We start from the raw sequence: 19,406 nt of genomic DNA, 5'->3' as shown, positions 1-19,406 counted from the left end.
TAAAGTATGAGACCTTTGCACGGCGATTGGTGTGTATTTTGTTTATTAATTCATTGTATAATAGGGAGTTATTTTGTATATTTGAGCATTAAAAACAGCATAATATTCCTCCCATGGCATACCAATCCAAGAATACCGATGAGCATGTAACATTTGCAGACGCACTCCTTTCAAAGCGTTATCGCAAAGCACAAAACGACTTCCTCAATCAGGTTGACACGCTTATCGATTGGCGTCCGATCAGGACGCTGATCAACAAGAAATACACGAAGCGACAAAATGCCATCGGCGCCCCGGCTTATGACGTGATTCTCTTATTCAAGATGTTGCTTTTGGAGACATGGTACAACCTCAGTGATTGTGCTTTGGAGGAGCGCATCAATGATTCAATCACCTTTTCCCGATTCTTGGGGCTGAAGATGGAAGAGGTATCTCCCGACCACAGCACCATCAGTCGATTTCGTTCGGCACTGACAGAGTTGGGTCTCATGGACAAACTATTGGCGCAGTTTAACAAACAACTTTCCCGCCATCACATTTCGGTCAGGGAAGGGGTGCTTGTGGATGCAAGCCTTGTGGAGACGCCGCATAAACCCAACGGAAGCATTACGATTGAAGTCGCAGACGACAGAGAAGACAATCGGAGCGAGGCGGAAAAAGAGGCAGAGGAGGATTATCAAAAACAGGTTGTCCGTCAACGTAAAGGGACGGATGAAGAAGCCCGTTGGGTGTACAAACAAAAGCGTTATCACTACGGATACAAAAAGCATTGTCTGACCAATGTTCAAGGCATTGTTCAAAAGGTGATAACGACAGCAGCGAACCGCAGTGACACAAAGGAGTTTATTCCGCTATTGGAGGGTGCAAACATACCTCAAGGCACAGCCGTCTTGGCGGACAAAGGATATGCTTGCGGGGAAAATCGTTCCTACCTGCAAACCCATCACCTTCAAGACGGCATCATGCACAAGGCACAATGCAACAGGGCATTGACCGAGGAAGAGAAGCAACGAAACAAAGCAATCGGTCCGATACGGAGCACCATCGAACGCACCTTTGGCAGTATTCGCCGGTGGTTTCATGGCGGACGATGTCGATACCGGGGACTTGCCAAGACCCATACTCAAAACATTCTTGAAAGCATCGCCTTTAATTTATACAGAACCCCGGGGATAATTATGTCCTCATCCGTAGGATAAGGCATAACCACCCTTGAGGAGCTCGTACAAGTAGCTCCTCAAAGGGGGGATTTACAACTACTTTCACTCCTTACTGCCACCCCTTTCACTCGCTCCTTTTATGCCAAGAACTCCTCTTCCCTCCATCTCCTTATTTTTCAAAGGTCTCATTATAGGGGCTTTATAGTATAAAAGGTAGAGGGTTTACAGTATAAAGTATGGAGGGCTTTATAGTATAAAGGGTAGAGGGTTTACAGTATAAAGTATGGAGGCTTTATGGTACAACGGACAAAGGCTTCATGATATGCCCTATAGGTCAAATTCTTACATTCCACAGAAATACAGAAAACAGGTGTTTTTGCTCCATTGCCATATATCGGTTTGTATGGACGACTCATAGTCGGACAAAAGCTATGCTGTCAATCTTGGCAAATCCCCTTTCTCTTTCTTGTGCGATCGAGGAGGGGATTACTGTTTTCAGTCCTCGTTACGGCATCTTGAGAGGTGGATTTATTCGATGGTAGTGCTGCTTTTGAAGTATCCGGCTATCAGCCGGTAGCGGAGCTTATAAGACGATAATGTACTATTGATATATAAAAAAGATGGAATTGTTTACTCCGGTTCGGTCTTTTTATCGTTTCTTTGTATCAGTCTATTTGTCCGTTTTTCATCTCCGGACGAAAAGGGAGACCGCCTAAATCCTATAGGACGGTAGCATGTAAGGCCGGGCCTCTTCCCTTTGCTGGCAAATGGATGGCATAATAAACGATGAATATAGACAAGCATCTATGAACAGGTTTTCAAATCATTGGCCCTGCATCCTCGTGGGGTTGGTACTCTGGTTTGTATCGGCGAGTCGGACTGTGGCACAAAACGCCTCCGAAACGACGGTATTGTACGATACGGATACTGTCGTACTCTCCGAAGCCGATGTGCTTCGGATTGCTCTTAGTGAGAATGCCACAGTGAAAGTGGCCGATATGGATGTACGCAAACAGGAATATGCACGTAGGGCAGCACGTGCCGATCTCTTCCCGAAAGTAGACCTGAATGGCGTTTACAGCCATACGCTAAAGAAGCAGGTCTTATATATAGATATGCCCGGTTTCAGCAGTAGCGAAGGTATCGAAATGGGGCGTACACACAATACGCAAGGAGGGGTGAACGTCTCCATGCCATTGGTGTCGGCACAGCTTTGGAAAAGCATTGCCATGACCGGAGAACAGCTCGATCTGGCTCTGGAGAAAGCTCGCAGCTCCCGAATCGATTTGGTGACAGAGGTGAAGAAGGCTTACCTCAGTGTATTGTTGGCCGAGGACTCTTATGGCGTATTCAAGCGCAGCTATGACAATGCTCTGGCCAATTATAAGAACATATCCGACAAGTTCGATCGTGGACTTGTGGCCGAGTATGATAAGATTCGAGCCAATGTACAGGTACGCAACATCGAGCCTAACCTCTTGCAAGCGCAGAACTCCGTAGCCCTTGCTCTCTGGCAGCTCAAGGTACTGATGAGCATGGAAGTGGAAACTCCGATCAGACTCTCCGGTTCATTGTCCGACTATAAAGAACAAGTCTATACCGGCTATTTTGCCGCCGATACGCTTATTTCCAACAACTCCTCCCTGCGTCAGCTCGATATACAGCGTCGTCTGGCTGTCAGTGCAGACAAGCTGAATAAGTACAGCTTCCTGCCTACACTCAATCTGGGAGGGCAGTACACCTATTCGCTCAACAGCAACGACTTCAAATTCTGGGGCGAGGGGCAACGCTGGACGCCTTTCTCCACCATATCGCTCAGTCTGAACATTCCTATATTCAATGGAGGCAAACGTCTGTACAACGTGAAGCAAAGTGCTTTATCGATCCGTCAGATCGATCTGCAACGACGCCACATAGAGCAATCCATCCGAATGGGAATCAAGAACCAAAATGACCGTCTGCGTACCTGTATGCAGAGATTTGTAGCCTCGCAAGAGGCTGTCCGAAGTGCAGAAAAGGGCTATCAGATAGCAGAGAAACGCTATCAGACAGGCGAAGGCACTCTCGTCGAGCTCAACGATGCCGATGTGGCTCTTTTGCAGGCTCGACTCAATTATAATCAGGCCATATTCGACTTTATGACTGCAAAAGCCGAATTGGACAAGATGAACGGCATGGGGATTCCCGAACAATGAGCTTTAAAAAGTAAATAATAACAAAATACACTTGTATGATAAATATGAAAAGATCGAATACGCTGGGCAGTGCTATCCTCCTCATAGTCCTGCCGTTCCTTATTCTCACGAGCTGCAATGGCAAGAAAGAGAGCCGGCCGTCTGCTGCTGATTCGGCAGCTATGGCAGCCAAATTGGTGGAGACGACTATAGTGAAGACCGACACGCTGAATGAGGTACTGAGTTTCACAGCTACCGTTCGGGCCGAAGTGACCAACAACATTACCCCTCAGATGGGCAATAGAATCGTACGCCTTACGGCCGAAGTAGGTGATCGAGTGGGGCGCGGACAGGTGCTCGCCGAGTTGGATCGGAGCCAACTGACTCAGGCCAAAGTACAGCTGGAGAATACGCGCACCAATTTCCAGCGTATGGATGAGCTGTACAAAATAGGTGGCATAGCCAAACAGCAGTGGGATGCGCTCAAGACGCAGCTCGACGTGGCCGAGACTACTTACAACAATCTGCTGGAGAACACCGTGCTCCGAAGTCCTATATCCGGTGTGATTACCGCACGCAATTATGATAGTGGCGATATGGCTTCTCCCACGAAACCTATCTATGTGGTAGAACGGATAGCTCCCGTAAAGCTCCGCATCGACGTCTCCGAACAGTATTTCTCTCGCCTGAAAAAGGGTATGCCTGCCACTATTACGGTAGATGCCCTTCAGGGACAAACCTTCGAAGGCAAAATCTCCCTGGTCTATCCCGCCGTGGATGCTTCTACGCATACGATCGGTGTGGAGATACAGATTGCTAATAGGGATCAACTGCTTCGGCCGGGTATGTATGCCCGAGTAAATCTCGATTTTGGCCACAAATCGGCCGTTATGGTAGAAGATTTGGCCGTGGTAAAACAGGTAGGCAGTGGGGAATTCTTTGTCTTTGTAGTGGAAAATGGTAAGGCTGTCCGCCGCATGGTGAAAGTCGGAGCCAGACAAAACGATAGCTATGAGATCATCGAAGGTCTCAATGTGGGCGAGACAGTGGTTACAGCCGGCATGAACAACCTTATGGATGGCCAGTCCGTCAGAATTAAAGAACAAAGCAAACTATGAGTATATACGAATCGGCTGTAAAAAAGCCGGTCACAACCATATTGATATTCGTGGCGATAGCTATTTTCGGGCTATTCTCACTGAGTCGTCTTTCTATCGACTTGTATCCCAAGATTGAGACGAGCAATATCATGGTCGTGACCTCCTATGCCGGAGCCAGTGCATCGGACATAGAGAACAACGTTACGAAGGTCTTGGAGAATACGCTTAACGGGGTTAGCAATCTCAAGCACATTACCTCGAAGAGTCGGGAGAATGCTTCCGTCATTACGCTCCAATTCAATGAGGGTGTGGACATCGAAGTGGCTACCAATGATGTCCGCGACAAGCTCGATGCCGTCTCCAACTTCCTGCCCGATGATGTGAACAAACCGATGATCTTCAAGTTCGGTACTGACGATATTCCTATCACCATGCTATCCGTGCAGGCCAAAGAGAGTACGATGGCCCTGTCGAAGATCCTCGAAGACAAGGTCACGAATGCTCTGGCACGCCTTGATGGCGTAGGTGCGGTGAGCATTATGGGTACTGTGAAGCGGGAAATACAAGTGTATTGCGATCCGGCCAAACTGGAAGCATACAACCTGACTGTAGAAGCTGTGAGCCAAATCATATCGGCCGAGAACAAGAATGTACCGGCCGGTCTGATCGATTTGGGCAATAAGACGAGTTCGATCCGCATACAGGGCGAGTTTGCCGATGCACGTCAGCTAAACCAAATCGTAGTGGCCAGCGTGGGCGGTCGCAACGTCTATCTGAGCGATGTGGCTCGTGTGGAGGATACACATGCCGAAAATGAACAGGAGAGCTACAACAATAATGTGCGTGGGGCTATGATTATGATCAACAAACAGTCCGGAGCCAATTCGGTGGCTATCTCCCGTGCTGTCCGCGATGCTCTGCCCGAGATACAGGCTTCGCTCCCTTCGGATGTGAAACTGGGTACCATTTTCGATACTTCGGACAACATCGTCAATACGATCAATAGTCTGCGCGATACGATTGCTATTACGTTCGTCATCGTTATTCTTGTGGTTCTGTTTTTCCTCGGACGATGGCGTGCCACATTTATCATCGGTCTGACGATCCCTATTTCACTGGTTGCCTCCTTTATCTACCTGATGGCTACAGGCAATACGTTGAATATCATTTCTCTCAGCTCCCTCTCTATCGCTATCGGTATGGTAGTGGACGATGCCATTGTAGTGCTCGAAAACGTAACGACACATATTGAACGGGGCAGCTATCCCAAGCAGGCTGCCATATACGGCACGAACGAAGTGGGGATCTCCGTTATAGCTTCCACGCTGACGATGCTGGCTGTATTCCTCCCATTGACGATGATTCAGGGGCTTACGGGTATTCTTTTCCGTCAGTTGGGTTGGATCGTGAGTATTATCATGATTATCTCTACGGTAGCTGCTCTCAGTCTGACGCCGATGCTCTGTTCGCAGTTGCTTCAGCGCGACAAAAAGCAAGGACGGCTGCAACAAAAGCTCTTTGCCCCGATCGAACGCTTTCTTGATTCTGTAGATCGAGCATATGAGCGTTTCCTGAATTGGACCGTGAGACACAGAACCGTTACGATAGTCAGTGCTTTTATCATTTTTGCAGCAAGTCTGATGATGACACCACTGCTCAAAACCGAATTCTTCCCTCAGTCCGACAATGGCTATATCCAAATTCAGGCAGAATATCCGGTGGGCACGGGAGTCAATCTGCCACGAGCCTTTGCTCTTCGTATGATCGACAGTTGGGAGAAAGAAATACCGGAAATCGACAGAACGAGCTTTAGTGTCGGTCAGGCCGAGGCTTCCAGCATGTTTGCCGCCATGCAGGACAATGGTACGAATATCATCACTTTCCATATCGGTCTTACCGGACGCAACGAGAGAAAACGCTCCATGAACGAAGTGGCCGACCAGATACGTATCATGCTGGATGATTATCCTGAGATTCACAGTTATAAGGTTACTCCGGGCGGAAGCGGTGGCGGTATGGGCGGACAACCCACAGTAAATCTGGATATATACGGTTACGACTTCAATAAAACGGGCGATCTCGCAGAGAGATTCAGTCGTCTGATGAAAGAGGATGCCAGATGTGCCCAAGCGACAATCAGCCGAAAAGACTACGTACCGGAGTATCAATTCGTATTTGATCGTACCAAATTGGCCGAGAACGGGCTGAACAGTACCACGGCTGCCATGTTCCTGCGCAACCGCGTCAATGGCAGGGTGGCATCTACCTATCGCGAAGAAGGCGACGAGTACGATATTCGCGTGCGCTTGGCCCCTGAGTTCAGGCGATCATTGAGGGACTTGGAAAATATCCTCATTTATACGCCTCAGGGCAAAGGTGTTCGTCTGGGAGAGCTGGGTAAAATAGAAGAGCTGTACACTCCTCCCACCATTGAACGAAAGGATCGTCAGCGTGTCGTTATCGTAGCTTCCACGGCTGTCAAAGGAGCTGCATTGAGCGATTTGGTCGAAGTGGCCAAAGAAAAGATTGCTCAACTGGAGATTCCCGACGGGATTGACTACAAAATCAGTGGTACATACGAGGACCAGCAGAAGACATTTGCAGACTTGAGCACTCTTATGCTGCTGATCGTGATACTCGTGTTTATCGTCATGGCAGCACAGTTCGAGAGTCTCGTCGATCCGTTTGTGATCATGTTTTCCATACCGTTTGCTTTCACAGGTGTCATAGCCGGTCTTATCATTACCAATACCACTTTCAGCGCTATGTCCTTTATCGGTCTGATTATGCTGATGGGTATCGTGGTGAAGAACGGTATTGTGCTCATCGATTACACTCGTCTGTGTTGCGAACGCGGTATGGGCATTCTCTCTGCCGTAGTACAAGCCGGCCGCTCACGTTTGCGCCCGGTGCTTATGACTACTCTGACTACCATATTGGGTATGGTACCTATGGCTATCGGAATCGGAGAAGGATCCGAACTATGGCAGCCGATGGGGGTTACTGTGGCATGGGGGCTGTCCGTCTCCACACTGATTACGCTCATTATCGTCCCTACCGTTTATGCCGTATTTGCCTCGAACGGGATGAGGAGACAGCGTAGACTACTGGCCAAGAAGTATGCAAAAAAAGAAAATAAGAGCAGAGTATGGAACAGAAAATGATTTTCATCACCTATAATCAGGCCTACCACGATATTATCATTCGATTGCTCAGCCGATACAACCTCAGAGGATATACCTATTGGGAGACTGTCCGCGGTTGCGGTAGCGATACGGGTGAGCCTCACTTGGGCACTCACGCATGGCCTACGCTCAATGGCGCCCTCATGGTCGTTTGTCCTTCCGAGAAAATGAAAACCATAATGGACGCTCTGCGTATCCTTGACGCCGCTACTCCGGATCAGGGACTTCGCGCCTTTGTTTGGAATATCGAGCAAACAATCTGATCGGAGACTCTCGAGCTCCATCTTCTTAGTATATGGGGGCTGCATCCAATAAGTTTTGGGTGCAGTCCTTTTTTAACGTCAGTTCGACGTAAGAAAAAGCCAATGGATTTGTTTTCTGATTAGGGTTAAACGCCCAAAGAACGTGGGCATTATGCTTGAAAAAGTAGCGAATTATTTGTATCTTAGCTGTTGATAATCAATAAGATACGAACAAATAAAACGCTACTTTATGAAGACAAATATAGTTGATGTTTTTTGCATCATAGATGATTTCTCCAAGCTTTTTGATGAAGCAATCAAGAAAAAGACCCTCGAAGAGGCAGACAAAAAACGCAGGAATAGAAAGTTTAAGATGTCGGACAGTGAGGTCATGACCATCCTGATCCTTTTTCATCTGTCAAGATACCGAGATTTGAAAGCTTTTTATCTTCAATACATCACCCATTCTTGTCGATCCGAGTTCCCACATCTTGTCTCTTATAATCGCTTTGTGGAGCTGCAAAGCAGGGTAGGTTTCAAGCTGATAGCATTTCTCAATATGTGTTGTTTGGGTCAATGTACAGGCATCTCTTTCATCGATTCCACCCCACTGAAGGCTTGTCATATCAAACGAGCTCATGGGCATAGGACAATGAGGGGATGGGCTCAAAAAGGCAAAAGCACCATGGGTTGGTTTTATGGATTCAAACTACATATTGTTATCAACGACAGGGGTGAAATCATCAACTATCAAATCACACCGGGCAATTGTGATGACAGAGAACCTCTGAAAGACGGAACATTCACCAAGAATCTTTTTGGCAAACTCATTGCCGATAGAGGCTACATTTCCCAAAACCTTTTTGACCGGCTCTTTGTCGATGACATCCACATGATAACCAAAATCAAAAAGAACATGAAGAACTCCCTGATGCATCTATATGACAAAGTTTTATTGAGAAAGAGAGCCTTGATCGAAACGGTCAATGATATGCTCAAAAATGTCTGTCAGATAGAGCACACGAGACATCGCAGTGTCAACAATTTTGTCACCAACCTGATCTCCGGTATCATCGCTTACAACATCCTGCCTAAAAAGCCTGAACTCAATATTGAAATCATCAGAAACCCTAACTTTCCTATTTCCGCTTAGATCGAACTGACGTTTTTTTATTGTCTCGCCGTGCCCCCCCCCTCATCTCGCATTCGGCTGATTTACGCTCTGGAATTTTCTCGTTTACTGTCCCACAAAACGTGGTGTGAGAACTTTTCTCTTTTGGTCTGGGAAACAAAAAATTCTCGCGCCACAACGAAAAAGTTCTCGCACCACTTTTTTCAGAGATATTGCTGTCCGGTAAAATTTCTTCAGCTACTCACCATTCGTGGGCATTCGCAAGCCCATTACCGACCGATGGCGTTGGCTGTGAAGAAAGTCTGGCGTATGGCTGATAGAGCGACAATTATTCGGGCACGTACAGATAGAGGAACGAGGTGAGAATAGAAAACCTCGTGCATGATGGGACATTCGTCCATTGCCAGCACACAAATCTACGCCCAAATCACTGACCAAAAGATTGCAAGGGATATGGAACTGATGCAGTAAAGGAGTATATGAGTTTAAATAGTAGTAAGAGCTATCTCTATGAATTTGTGAATACAAACACTTACTTCTGCTCAGCCTTACCGCTACAAGGGAGACGATTTGACATCTTCGATGTACTGAAGAAATACATCGTCAATCAGTACGGACATTAGGCGGAGTATTGTGCACCCAACTGAACCAGCCTACGTAACTGATACTTATTGGCAATATCCTTTCATTTTAAGAGTGGTTTATTTCGGTCTGATGATTATCCTGAAATAAGGACACTTTCCATTTACTGATAGGTCTTTCTCATCGTCTCCTTTTCGGAACTTAACAATTTCAAATTGTTTAGGGTTAAACTTATGCAGAAATGTTATCGGAACACCCATATATCCGTTATAATCTTGCGGAATATCCTGCGTCCGATTGACATTGATACCGTTATAATTGTCATATTTAGGATATTCTTGTTCGTGTCCGCAATAGCTTTTAGTTAGCAAGATATTTTCATGCCGCAAGAAATTATCCAAATTAGTAAGCCATAGACAATTATTGGGGGATATAATCCTGTCGCCCGAATCATCTGTCCGTGCTTCCGTCCCGTAGAGTTCATAATGTTCCGGCACGATGAACCCCGAAATTCCTCTGCCAAGATTAACCCCAAGCCATACCTTATTGTTTTGAATGAGTTTGAAGATTTCCTTGTAGGTAATGGCGTTGATGTTCCCGATAATCAGAAATTGCTTATCGTATCTAATCAATTGTGTAACATAGTCTCGGAATAGAGAAAAGGGAGGATTGGTAACAACGATGTCCGATTGTTTCAACAAGGCAATACTTTCCGGACTTCGAAAATCGCCATCTCCTTTGAAGTAAACGACATTGGCTTTTTTCGGGTCGTTGTCAGTTAATTCCGTACCTGTATATTCAAAGAAAAATCCATGTTTGTTTTCCCTTGTATTAAATAAGTCCATATTCTGCTCCTTGTAACAGGCTGCAATAATTTTCTTGATTCCCATCTCTTTGAAATGAGAAACAAAATACCTGAAAAAGTTGCTGATGCGTGGGTCATCGCAATTGCAATATACCACTTTGTCTTTGAAATGACTTTTATAATGCTGCAATTCGCTCTCTATGTCAGCAAGCTGTGTATAGAACTCATCGTTCTTCTGCTTTTTTGCCTTTTGCAGCAATTCATTTGTCGCCTTCCTTGCCATACTCCAAATTCTATTTTGATTACTTTTTCAGAGTTAGCTGCTCAAATAGATCGCTACCCAACAATTGCAGAGAAGTTTTTGAAATATCAAGCATAATTTCGAGCATCTTGTTGACATCCCATCTTTCTCCATTTCCCTGTGTGTAAATAGAGGTTGCTTGAAGCATGATTGCCTTGTCGTTATGTTTGACAAACTTGTTCTTGCACAAGTTTGTATTGATAGGCATACCGTAATTGGCAGCGGTCAGTCTGTCCAGTCTGTTCAGCATCCCCGAATGGTATTCGAGTTTTACGACTCTTCCGTCAGGACGCTTCACAGAAATGGTTTCTGTAAGAAAATTCGACCCTTCCAAGAACAATACATAAGGAAAGTGCGACTCTGCCAGCATCAGATTGGCAATTTCGGATATGTTCTTATGCGAACGCTCAATAGCATTGCCGGCAGCCATAAGGTCTTGGTCATTCTTTTTCCCAACGAGTTTGCCGGCCTTGATGTTTTCTATATCCTTTCCTTGATGTTTTGCTTCGGAAACCAAAATTACTCTCCATTGCCGTTGTCATCTTTCACTTCAACAATTCCGCCATCAGGGATAATACTTGAATTTGGAACGAAAAGCGTCTGACCCAATTCTGGGTCAATTTTCTTTAAGGCTTCATTAATCTCTTCTTTCTTGATGCTCGTCTTATATCGAAATTCCAATAACGGAAACTCTTCTTGAAGTTTTTCCACGGCAAGATGCGACACCTCACCAACGGTCATATCGTGTATCTTCGCTTCTTCTCCGAAAATACCGACAACTCCTTTTGATTCCTTTTGTTGGGTTGTTAGTCTGTTTGACTGATTCTTTTTAGACATAAATCTTTCTTCGTGTATAACAATTAAAAGCAGTTACGGAGTGAATGCTGATATCGGCAATTGCTCCACAAGTTCGATTAAAGTCCGTCGTCTTCGTTTGAGCCACCACCTTCATTAGGTTGTGGAGTAGGCTTTTTTGAGCCTTTCTTGGGCTTAGCTACTGTCTGTTCGTAAGTCACATCGGTAAGAGTAAAATATTTCTTTGAAGGACTGAGGCGAACGACTGGTTTTTCGATGTGTTTTTGCACGTTGAAAACCTCGCCTTATGGCACGATCTTACTTTTGAACGATGGACTCAGTGTACCCAAATCTCCGAACTCCACGATGTCGCCATTGGCTACAATATCACGTGCAATTTCCGTGGCGTAGTTCAATACGGCTTCCACTTCTTGACGATTAAATGTGGTGGACTTTGCTACACGTTCGCAGAAACTGCGGAAGTCCACACGACGTCTGCCCGTAGGGTGGGCAACTTGTACTATCTTTCCTGCCTGAGGACCGACATTCATCTTGCGTTCCATAAGAACGAATTGCAATGGTTTATTTGCCATAATTCAATGGTGTTTCCTCCTTTGTTTTCTCTCTCGAAGTCGGAGGATTTCGCTCACGGGAGAGATTTTCTTGAGTTAATAACGCAAATGTACTTGATTTATAGCGAAAAGATACCGAGTAATCAGCGAAAAGATACCGAGCGTTCGAGAGATTGCTCGGTATCTTTTGGACGACCATTCGGTAGGTTCTTTCTGTGTGGTTGCCAAACATCAGGGAAAAGCCTCTTGCAAATGCTTTATCTCCGATAGTTCTCTTGCAGTAATCGGTTGATGTCAGAGTGTCGATAGAGGATTTTTCCTGCAATTTGGGTGTAGGGAATAATGCCTTTGTCCCGATAGTCCTGCAAGGTACGCGGGCTGATGAAAAGGTGTTCGCAAACCTCCCGTCCTGTGAGGTAGATTTCTCCCCCGAAGAGCAGACGGTGCGTTTGGGCAATCTCCCGAAAGCGTTTGCTTACTTCTTTGATGCCTGAGATGGAGACCTTTGCAAAATAAGGAGGTGGAGTAAAGAGGAGTTCTTGGCATAAAAGGAGCGAGTGAAAGAGGTGGCAGTAAGGAGTGAAAGTAGTTGTAAATCCCCCCTTTGAGGAGCTACTTGTACGAGCTCCTCAAGGGTGGTTATGCCTTATCCTACGGATGAGGACATAATTATCCCCGGGGTTCTGTATAAATTAAAGGCGATGCTTTCAAGAATGTTTTGAGTATGGGTCTTGGCAAGTCCCCGGTATCGACATCGTCCGCCATGAAACCACCGGCGAATACTGCCAAAGGTGCGTTCGATGGTGCTCCGTATCGGACCGATTGCTTTGTTTCGTTGCTTCTCTTCCTCGGTCAATGCCCTGTTGCGTTGTGCCTTGTGCATAATGCCGTCTTGAAGGTGATGGGTTTGCAGGTAGGAACGATTTTCCCCGCAAGCATATCCTTTGTCCGCCAAGACGGCTGTGCCTTGAGGTATGTTTGCACCCTGCAATAGGGGAATAAACTCCTTCGTGTCACTGCGGTTCGCAGCTGTCGTTATCACCTTTTGAACAATGCCTTGAACATTGGTCAGACAATGCTTTTTGTATCCGTAGTGATAACGCTTTTGTTTGTACACCCAACGGGCTTCTTCATCCGTCCCTTTACGTTGACGGACAACCTGTTTTTGATAATCCTCCTCTGCCTCTTTTTCCTCCTCGCTCCGATTGTCTTCTCTGTCGTCTGCGACTTCAATCGTAATGCTTCCGTTGGGTTTATGCGGCGTCTCCACAAGGCTTGCATCGACAAGCACCCCTTCCCTGACCGAAATGTGATGGCGCGAAAGTTGTTTGTTAAACTGCGCCAATAGTTTGTCCATGAGACCCAACTCTGTCAGTGCCGAACGAAATCGACTGATGGTGCTGTGGTCGGGAGATACCTCTTCCATCTTCAGTCCCAAGAATCGGGAAAAGGTGATTGAATCATTGATGCGCTCCTCCAGAGCACAATCACTGAGGTTGTACCATGTCTCCAAAAGCAACATCTTGAATAAGAGAATCACGTCATAAGCCGGGGCGCCGATGGCATTTTGTCGCTTCGTGTATTTCTTGTTGATCAGCGTCCTGATCGGACGCCAATCGATAAGCGTGTCAACCTGATTGAGGAAGTCGTTTTGTGCTTTGCGATAACGCTTTGAAAGGAGTGCGTCTGCAAATGTTACATGCTCATCGGTATTCTTGGATTGGTATGCCATGGGAGGAATATTATGCTGTTTTTAATGCTCAAATATACAAAATAACTCCCTATTATACAATGAATTAACAAACAAAATACACACCAATCGCCGTGCAAAGGTCTCGAGATGAGCTGCTTCATTTCAGGCGTTTCTCTGTTTACAATCTCGTGTTCCATAGTTTTTCGTGGAAAAGATTAGGAATGAAAAAAATGGTGGGTAAATATTCTAAAGTGAGATTATCCCAGATTTGTCGTTAGGCCTTACTTGAAAAAACAAAAAACATGACTCATAAAGTACATCCTAAAAGACAGTATTTCAGCTGTTTCGAAGACTGATTTGTCTATTTTAACGGGACAGTAGTGAATTGTAATAAAAAGTCTCTAAAGAGGATTTTTAAGTCTGTTTTGCAAAACAGACTTTGCAAAACAGAAAAACTATACTACCTTTGTTACCTAAACATTGCGATACCCAATCATGAATAACTTTTTCAAAATACACGACAACTTGCTACGCAACCTATCCCCTTCGCTGCGTAGGGGATTGATGGACGAGATCGATTGGAACGACAGACTGATCGGTATCAAGGGTGCACGAGGCATGGGAAAAACCACATTCCTCCTCGACTATGCACGCGAAAACTTCGGTATAGGCAATAGAAAATGCCTGTATATCAATCTGAATCAACTCTATTTCACCACAGAATCTTTGGTGAACTTCGCCGGTGAGTTTGTCAAGCAAGGTGGAGAGGTACTGCTACTTGACCAAGTATTCAAATATCCCAATTGGTCTATAGAGCTGCGTCAGTGTATGGAGCTATACCCGGACCTACGCATTGTCTTTACGGGGTCTACGGTGATGCGCCTGAAAGAAGAAAATCCCGAGCTGAACGGACTGGTTACATCGTACGTTCTGAACGGTTTTTCATTCCGCGAATTTCTCAATCTCAAAACAGGGCTGTCGCTTCAGCCTTACAGCTTCGATGAGATTGTATCCAACCACGAACAGATAGCTCCGCGAATCCTCGAGCAGGTGAATCCTCTCGACTGGTTTCAGGACTATCTTCACCATGGATACTACCCCATATTCTTGGAGGATAAGAACTATTCGGAGAGTCTGCTGAAAACGCTCAATATGACGCTTGAAGTAGATGTGCTTTTCATCCGACAGATCGAGCAGCGATTCCTGCACAAACTGCGCAAGCTACTCTACCTACTGGGACAACGTGCTCCCGGCTCGCTCAATATATCGAGCATTGCGAAGGAAGTGGACACTTCTCGTACGACGATAACCAACTATCTGAAGTACCTGTCCGAAGCCAGACTGATCAAGGAGCTTCACCGCGAAGAGGAGACGGGTGCCAAGAAGCCGGCTATGATCTATCTGGACAATACCAATGTGGGATACGTAATCCAGCCGGAACCTCTCAACTATATAGACGTACTCAAAACATTCTTCCTCAATCAGGTCAAGAGTCGCAACGAAGTATGTTTGGGATCTCGCTCTCAAATCGCATTCTGCGTGAATCGCCAATATCAGTTCTGCATTGATGAGAAGATGAGCCGTCGCTACAGACCCGACCGCTACTATGCCATCCAGAACATGCGCAGCGGTACGCGCAACATGATCCCCCTCTGGCTCTTCGGATTCCTGTACTAAAAAGACAGGACAACGAACTGTGAAAGCCGATCGGGGCGTCCGGCTTGTCCTCACTTTGCTCTGATTCCTTAGTGAGCAGACAAAGAATATGGACAAAGCCGATGCATCCGCAACGACCGACTCTGTTTCAGGGTTGCTATTTCAGAATACAAGACCGAAATTATTACTTTTTATAACTAAAAACCAAAATGGCTAAAGAAAAAAAATTCCTAACTTGTGACGGGAACCAAGCCGCTGCGCATATTGCTTATATGTTCAGCGAAGTGGCTGCCATTTATCCGATTACACCTTCGTCTACAATGGCTGAGTATGTGGACGATTGGGCTGCTGCCGGCCGTAAAAACATTTTCGGCGAAACGGTAAGAGTCCAGGAGATGCAAAGTGAAGCCGGTGCAGCCGGTGCAGTTCACGGCTCGTTGCAGGGAGGAGCACTAACCACAACCTTTACGGCATCACAGGGCCTATTGCTCATGATTCCGAATATGTACAAAATTGCGGGAGAGTTGCTGCCTTGTGTTTTCCACGTTTCGGCACGTACTATTGCCTCCCATGCCCTCTCTATCTTCGGAGACCATCAGGATGTCATGGCTGCACGTCAGACCGGCTTTGCTCAGCTCTGTACCGGATCCGTGCAGGAAGTCATGGATCTGGCCGGCGTGGCACACTTGGCAACGCTACGTACTCGCATCCCCTTCATTCACTTCTTCGATGGTTTCCGAACCTCTCATGAGATTCAGAAAATCGAAGCTCTCGACAATGAAGACTTAGCCCGGTTCATCGATTGGGACGATGTAAAGCGTTTCCGCAAGCAAGCTCTCAATCCTGAGTCGCCCGTAACTCGCGGCACAGCACAGAACGGCGACATCTATTTCCAGAACCGCGAAGCATGTAACCGCTTCTACGATGCAGTGCCCGAAGCTGTCCAGTATTACATGGATCAGCTGGCTACGGTCACCGGGCGCCACTACCATCTGTTCGACTATTACGGAGATCCCGAAGCCGAGCATGTGATTATTGCCATGGGTTCGGTGACAGAAGCTATTCGCGAAGTGATAGACTTCCTCCGTGCCAAAGGAGAGAAAGTCGGACTGCTCAGCGTGCACCTGTACCGTCCTTTCAGCGCCAAGCACTTCCTTGCCGCTATGCCGAAGACGGTGAAGCGCATAGCTGTACTCGACAGGACAAAAGAGCCCGGAGCAACGGGCGAACCGCTCTACCTCGATGTAAGGGATTGCTATTATGGCATGGAAGATGCTCCGTTGATTGTGGGTGGTCGCTACGGTCTTTCTTCCAAGGATACTACTCCGGCACAGATGAAGGCCGTATTCGACAATCTGAAACTGAATGTCCCGAAGGATCATTTCACTGTAGGTATCGTCGATGACGTTACTTTCACCTCTCTGCCTCTCGGCGAAGATCTGATCTTCGACAATCCGTCGTTGGTAGAAGCCAAATTCTACGGACTCGGTGCCGATGGTACTGTCGGAGCCAACAAGAACTCGGTAAAAATTATCGGTGACAATACGAATAAATACTGTCAGGCTTACTTCGCTTACGACTCGAAGAAATCGGGTGGATTCACCTGCTCGCACCTTCGTTTCGGCGATACGCCCATACGTTCTACCTACCTTGTGGTGACACCGGACTTCGTGGCTTGCCACGTGCCTGCCTACTTGCGTATGTACGACGTGCTGAAAGGTCTGAAGAAAAAAGGAACTTTCCTGCTCAATTCGATTTGGGCTCCGGAAGATATAGAACAGCATCTGCCCAACAAGGTAAAGCGTTATTTGGCTAAGAACAACATCCGATTCTACACGATAAACGCTACTGCCATAGCACAACAGATCGGATTGGGCAACAGGACAAATACCATCCTTCAGTCGGCATTCTTCAAGATTGCAAACGTGATCCCGTACGATCTGGCTGTAGAGCAGATGAAGAAATTCATCGTCAAGAGCTATGGCAAGAAGGGTGAAGATGTAGTCAATAAGAACTTCGCCGCAGTGGATCGAGGTGGCGATGTGGTAGAGATAACGGTGAAACCCGAATGGGCTGACCTGCCCGACGATCCCGTGGTACGCCACGAGGGAGACACGGACTTTGTCCACAATGTGGTACGTCCGATCAACGCACAAGCCGGAGACGACCTCCCCGTATCCGCTTTCCTCGGACGCGAAGACGGTACATGGGATTCAGGAACGGCCGCTTCCGAAAAACGCGGTGTGGCAGCTTTCGTTCCTGTATGGGAAGCTGACAACTGCGTACAGTGCAACCAGTGTGCCTACGTTTGTCCTCACGCTACGATTCGTCCGTTCGTCCTCACCAAGGAAGAAGAGGAGAAAACCGGCGTCAAGGTGCTCAAGGCTGTCGGAAAACAGTTCCCAGACATGGGCTTCCGCATCCAGGTGAACGTAATGGATTGTCTCGGCTGTAGCAACTGTGTGGATGTATGTCCGGGCAATAAGAATGGCAAGGCTCTGACCATGCAGCCTATCGAGGAGCAGTACGAAGAACAAAAGAACTGGGATAAGATGATCTCCGGTGTGACCGGCAAGGCTCACTTGGTGGACATCGCAGCCAATGTGAAAAACTCGCAGTTTGCGACGCCGCTCTTTGAGTTCTCGGGTGCATGTTCCGGTTGTGGTGAGACTCCCTATGTGAAGCTGATCACCCAGCTCTATGGAGACCGCCAGACGGTGGCCAACGCTACAGGTTGTTCTTCCATCTACTCTGCTTCGGCTCCTTCTACACCTTACACGAAGAACGAGCGCGGCGAAGGCCCGGCATGGGCCAATTCATTGTTCGAGGACAATGCAGAATTCGGTCTCGGTATGCACTTGGCATATAAGAAGATGCGTCGCCGCCTTGTGAATCTTGCAGAAGAAGCTCAGCAGTCTCCCTGCTGTTCGGACGAGCTGAAAGCTCTCTTGAGAGAATGGGTAGAAAAGCGTCAGGATGCTGTCGCCAGCAAAGTTCTTGCCGATAAGATCAAACCTCTTGTCGCTGCCTGCGATTGTGACATCTGCAAGAGAATCGGCCGTGTCGATTCGTTCTTCATCAAGCGTGCACAGTGGATCATAGGTGGAGACGGTTGGGCATACGATATCGGTTTCGGTGGTTTGGACCACGTGATTGCTTCCGGTATGAATGTGAATATCCTCGTTCTCGATACAGAGGTTTATTCCAATACGGGAGGACAGTCGTCCAAGAGTACTCCGATCGGAGCTATAGCCAAGTTTGCCGCAGCCGGTAAGCGTATCAGGAAGAAAGACCTCGGCATGATTGCTGCTACGTATGGCTATGTCTATGTGGCACAAGTATCTATCGGAGCCAATCCGGCACAGACGCTCAAAGCTATCCGCGAAGCGGAAGCCTACGACGGGCCTTCTATCGTTATCGCCTACTCGCCCTGTATCTCACACGGTATCAAGAGCGGTATGGGCAAGACTCAGGCCGAAGGCAAGAGAGCCGTTGAGTGTGGCTACTGGCACCTCTGGCGCTACAATCCCGAACTGGAGAAAGAGGGTAAGAATCCGTTCCAGATGGATAGCAAAGAGCCGAACTGGAGCGAATTCAAGAACTTCCTCAAAGGCGAAGTCCGCTATGCATCGCTGTACAAGGAATTCCCCGAGGATGCCGAGCAACTCTTCGACGCTGCGTTCGAAAATGCCCAATGGCGCTATCGTAACTACATGCGTATGAGTGCGGCAGACTGGTCGTTGCCTCTTGGTATTCAGGACATCAAGGAAGAAAAAGACTGCGATCACTAAGCGTATCTACGCCCTTATAACAAAATCGAGGCTGTGCAGCTAAGGATTCTATTCTTAGTGGCACAGCCTCGATTGTTTCTATTCCTACCCGTATTCGTTCCTGCTCAAACGGGTAGTCTTCATTCCGTCCCCTTTCCGATTCCGGGAGAGATCTTTTGCGCAATAAGCAGGCCCTTTTATCCATTCTTCTGTTTACTTGGCAGAGCCATACACCTGCT

The 19,406-nt window shown here is 47.0% G+C and carries 12 protein-coding genes and 5 pseudogenes; 12 read left to right on the top strand and 5 right to left on the bottom strand.

Going from position 1 to position 19,406, the window contains the following annotated elements:
• Positions 1-113: 113 nt before the first annotated feature.
• The 10 genes and pseudogenes from PGN_RS06830 to PGN_RS11290 all read left to right on the top strand — a co-directional run bounded on the left by PGN_RS06830 (position 114) and on the right by PGN_RS11290 (position 9,616).
• Positions 114-1,199 (top strand): IS5 family transposase, encoded by a 1,086-nt coding sequence (locus PGN_RS06830; RefSeq protein ID WP_012458266.1) that lies wholly within the window; start codon positions 114-116, stop codon positions 1,197-1,199.
• Positions 1,200-1,202: 3 nt separating this feature from the next.
• Positions 1,203-1,365, top strand: a pseudogene (locus PGN_RS12175) (DNA methylase).
• A gap of 601 nt (positions 1,366-1,966) precedes the next feature.
• Positions 1,967-3,355, top strand: coding sequence for a TolC family protein (locus PGN_RS06825; protein WP_012458265.1), 1,389 nt, complete (start codon positions 1,967-1,969; stop codon positions 3,353-3,355).
• A gap of 44 nt (positions 3,356-3,399) precedes the next feature.
• Positions 3,400-4,452 carry an efflux RND transporter periplasmic adaptor subunit gene (locus PGN_RS06820; protein WP_039417591.1) on the top strand — a complete coding sequence of 351 codons (1,053 nt, stop codon included), beginning with the start codon at positions 3,400-3,402 and terminating at the stop codon, positions 4,450-4,452.
• Positions 4,449-7,598, top strand: coding sequence for an efflux RND transporter permease subunit (locus tag PGN_RS06815; protein WP_012458263.1), 3,150 nt, complete (start codon positions 4,449-4,451; stop codon positions 7,596-7,598). Before PGN_RS06820 ends, PGN_RS06815 begins: the two co-directional genes overlap by 4 nt.
• Positions 7,583-7,882, top strand: a complete 300-nt coding sequence (locus PGN_RS06810; protein ID WP_010956062.1) for a PG0541 family transporter-associated protein — start codon at positions 7,583-7,585, stop codon at positions 7,880-7,882. The genes PGN_RS06815 and PGN_RS06810 overlap by 16 nt, the downstream gene beginning before the upstream one ends.
• 229 nt (positions 7,883-8,111) lie before the next feature.
• Positions 8,112-9,014: an IS982-like element IS195 family transposase gene (locus tag PGN_RS06805; protein WP_012457521.1), complete on the top strand. Its 903-nt coding sequence runs from the start codon at positions 8,112-8,114 to the stop codon at positions 9,012-9,014.
• Positions 9,015-9,044: 30 nt separating this feature from the next.
• Positions 9,045-9,173, top strand: a pseudogene (locus tag PGN_RS11960) (hypothetical protein); the annotation flags it as partial.
• Positions 9,174-9,374: 201 nt separating this feature from the next.
• A pseudogene (locus PGN_RS12410) lies at positions 9,375-9,464 on the top strand (site-specific recombinase); the annotation flags it as partial.
• Positions 9,465-9,472: 8 nt separating this feature from the next.
• On the top strand, positions 9,473-9,616 hold the full coding sequence (locus PGN_RS11290; protein ID WP_230847002.1) for a hypothetical protein: 144 nt from the start codon (positions 9,473-9,475) through the stop codon (positions 9,614-9,616).
• A gap of 78 nt (positions 9,617-9,694) precedes the next feature.
• Here the strand turns inward: PGN_RS11290 and PGN_RS06800 are convergent, their stop codons facing one another.
• The 5 genes and pseudogenes from PGN_RS06800 to PGN_RS06780 form a co-directional block, all read right to left on the bottom strand.
• Entirely contained in the window at positions 9,695-10,663 is a 969-nt protein-coding gene (locus tag PGN_RS06800; RefSeq protein ID WP_012458261.1) for an adenine-specific methyltransferase EcoRI family protein, read from the bottom strand.
• Between the two features lie 19 nt (positions 10,664-10,682).
• Positions 10,683-11,422 (bottom strand): annotated as a pseudogene (locus tag PGN_RS06795) (EcoRI family type II restriction endonuclease).
• A 173-nt stretch (positions 11,423-11,595) separates the two neighbouring features.
• Positions 11,596-12,069 (bottom strand): annotated as a pseudogene (locus tag PGN_RS06790) (histidinol phosphate phosphatase).
• 236 nt (positions 12,070-12,305) lie between these two features.
• Positions 12,306-12,545, bottom strand: coding sequence for a helix-turn-helix domain-containing protein (locus tag PGN_RS10665; protein ID WP_039417586.1), 240 nt, complete (start codon positions 12,543-12,545; stop codon positions 12,306-12,308).
• A gap of 149 nt (positions 12,546-12,694) precedes the next feature.
• Positions 12,695-13,780: an IS5 family transposase gene (locus PGN_RS06780; protein WP_012457923.1), complete on the bottom strand. Its 1,086-nt coding sequence runs from the start codon at positions 13,778-13,780 to the stop codon at positions 12,695-12,697.
• A gap of 456 nt (positions 13,781-14,236) precedes the next feature.
• Between PGN_RS06780 and PGN_RS06775 the strand changes: the two genes are divergently transcribed.
• Both PGN_RS06775 and nifJ read left to right on the top strand, forming a co-directional pair.
• Complete coding sequence (locus PGN_RS06775; RefSeq protein WP_004585089.1) at positions 14,237-15,418, top strand: AAA family ATPase; 1,182 nt, start codon at positions 14,237-14,239, stop codon at positions 15,416-15,418.
• Positions 15,419-15,606: 188 nt separating this feature from the next.
• Positions 15,607-19,188 carry a pyruvate:ferredoxin (flavodoxin) oxidoreductase gene (gene nifJ, locus PGN_RS06770; protein WP_005873434.1) on the top strand — a complete coding sequence of 1,194 codons (3,582 nt, stop codon included), beginning with the start codon at positions 15,607-15,609 and terminating at the stop codon, positions 19,186-19,188.
• Positions 19,189-19,406 lie beyond the last annotated feature (218 nt).

The sequence above is a fragment of the Porphyromonas gingivalis ATCC 33277 genome (genome assembly GCF_000010505.1).
Lineage (GTDB): Bacteria > Bacteroidota > Bacteroidia > Bacteroidales > Porphyromonadaceae > Porphyromonas > Porphyromonas gingivalis.
This window is presented reverse-complemented; position numbering and strand designations above follow the sequence as displayed.

Coding starts and splice junctions, on each gene's coding strand:
- nifJ (WP_005873434.1), top strand. CDS start 15,607: ATGGCTAAAGAAAAAAAATTCCTAACTTGTGACGGGAACCAAGCCGCT.
- PGN_RS06800 (WP_012458261.1), bottom strand. CDS start 10,663: ATGGCAAGGAAGGCGACAAATGAATTGCTGCAAAAGGCAAAAAAGCAG.
- PGN_RS06830 (WP_012458266.1), top strand. CDS start 114: ATGGCATACCAATCCAAGAATACCGATGAGCATGTAACATTTGCAGAC.
- PGN_RS06775 (WP_004585089.1), top strand. CDS start 14,237: ATGAATAACTTTTTCAAAATACACGACAACTTGCTACGCAACCTATCC.
- PGN_RS06815 (WP_012458263.1), top strand. CDS start 4,449: ATGAGTATATACGAATCGGCTGTAAAAAAGCCGGTCACAACCATATTG.
- PGN_RS11290 (WP_230847002.1), top strand. CDS start 9,473: ATGAGTTTAAATAGTAGTAAGAGCTATCTCTATGAATTTGTGAATACA.
- PGN_RS06820 (WP_039417591.1), top strand. CDS start 3,400: ATGAAAAGATCGAATACGCTGGGCAGTGCTATCCTCCTCATAGTCCTG.
- PGN_RS06780 (WP_012457923.1), bottom strand. CDS start 13,780: ATGGCATACCAATCCAAGAATACCGATGAGCATGTAACATTTGCAGAC.
- PGN_RS06805 (WP_012457521.1), top strand. CDS start 8,112: ATGAAGACAAATATAGTTGATGTTTTTTGCATCATAGATGATTTCTCC.
- PGN_RS06825 (WP_012458265.1), top strand. CDS start 1,967: ATGAACAGGTTTTCAAATCATTGGCCCTGCATCCTCGTGGGGTTGGTA.
- PGN_RS06810 (WP_010956062.1), top strand. CDS start 7,583: ATGGAACAGAAAATGATTTTCATCACCTATAATCAGGCCTACCACGAT.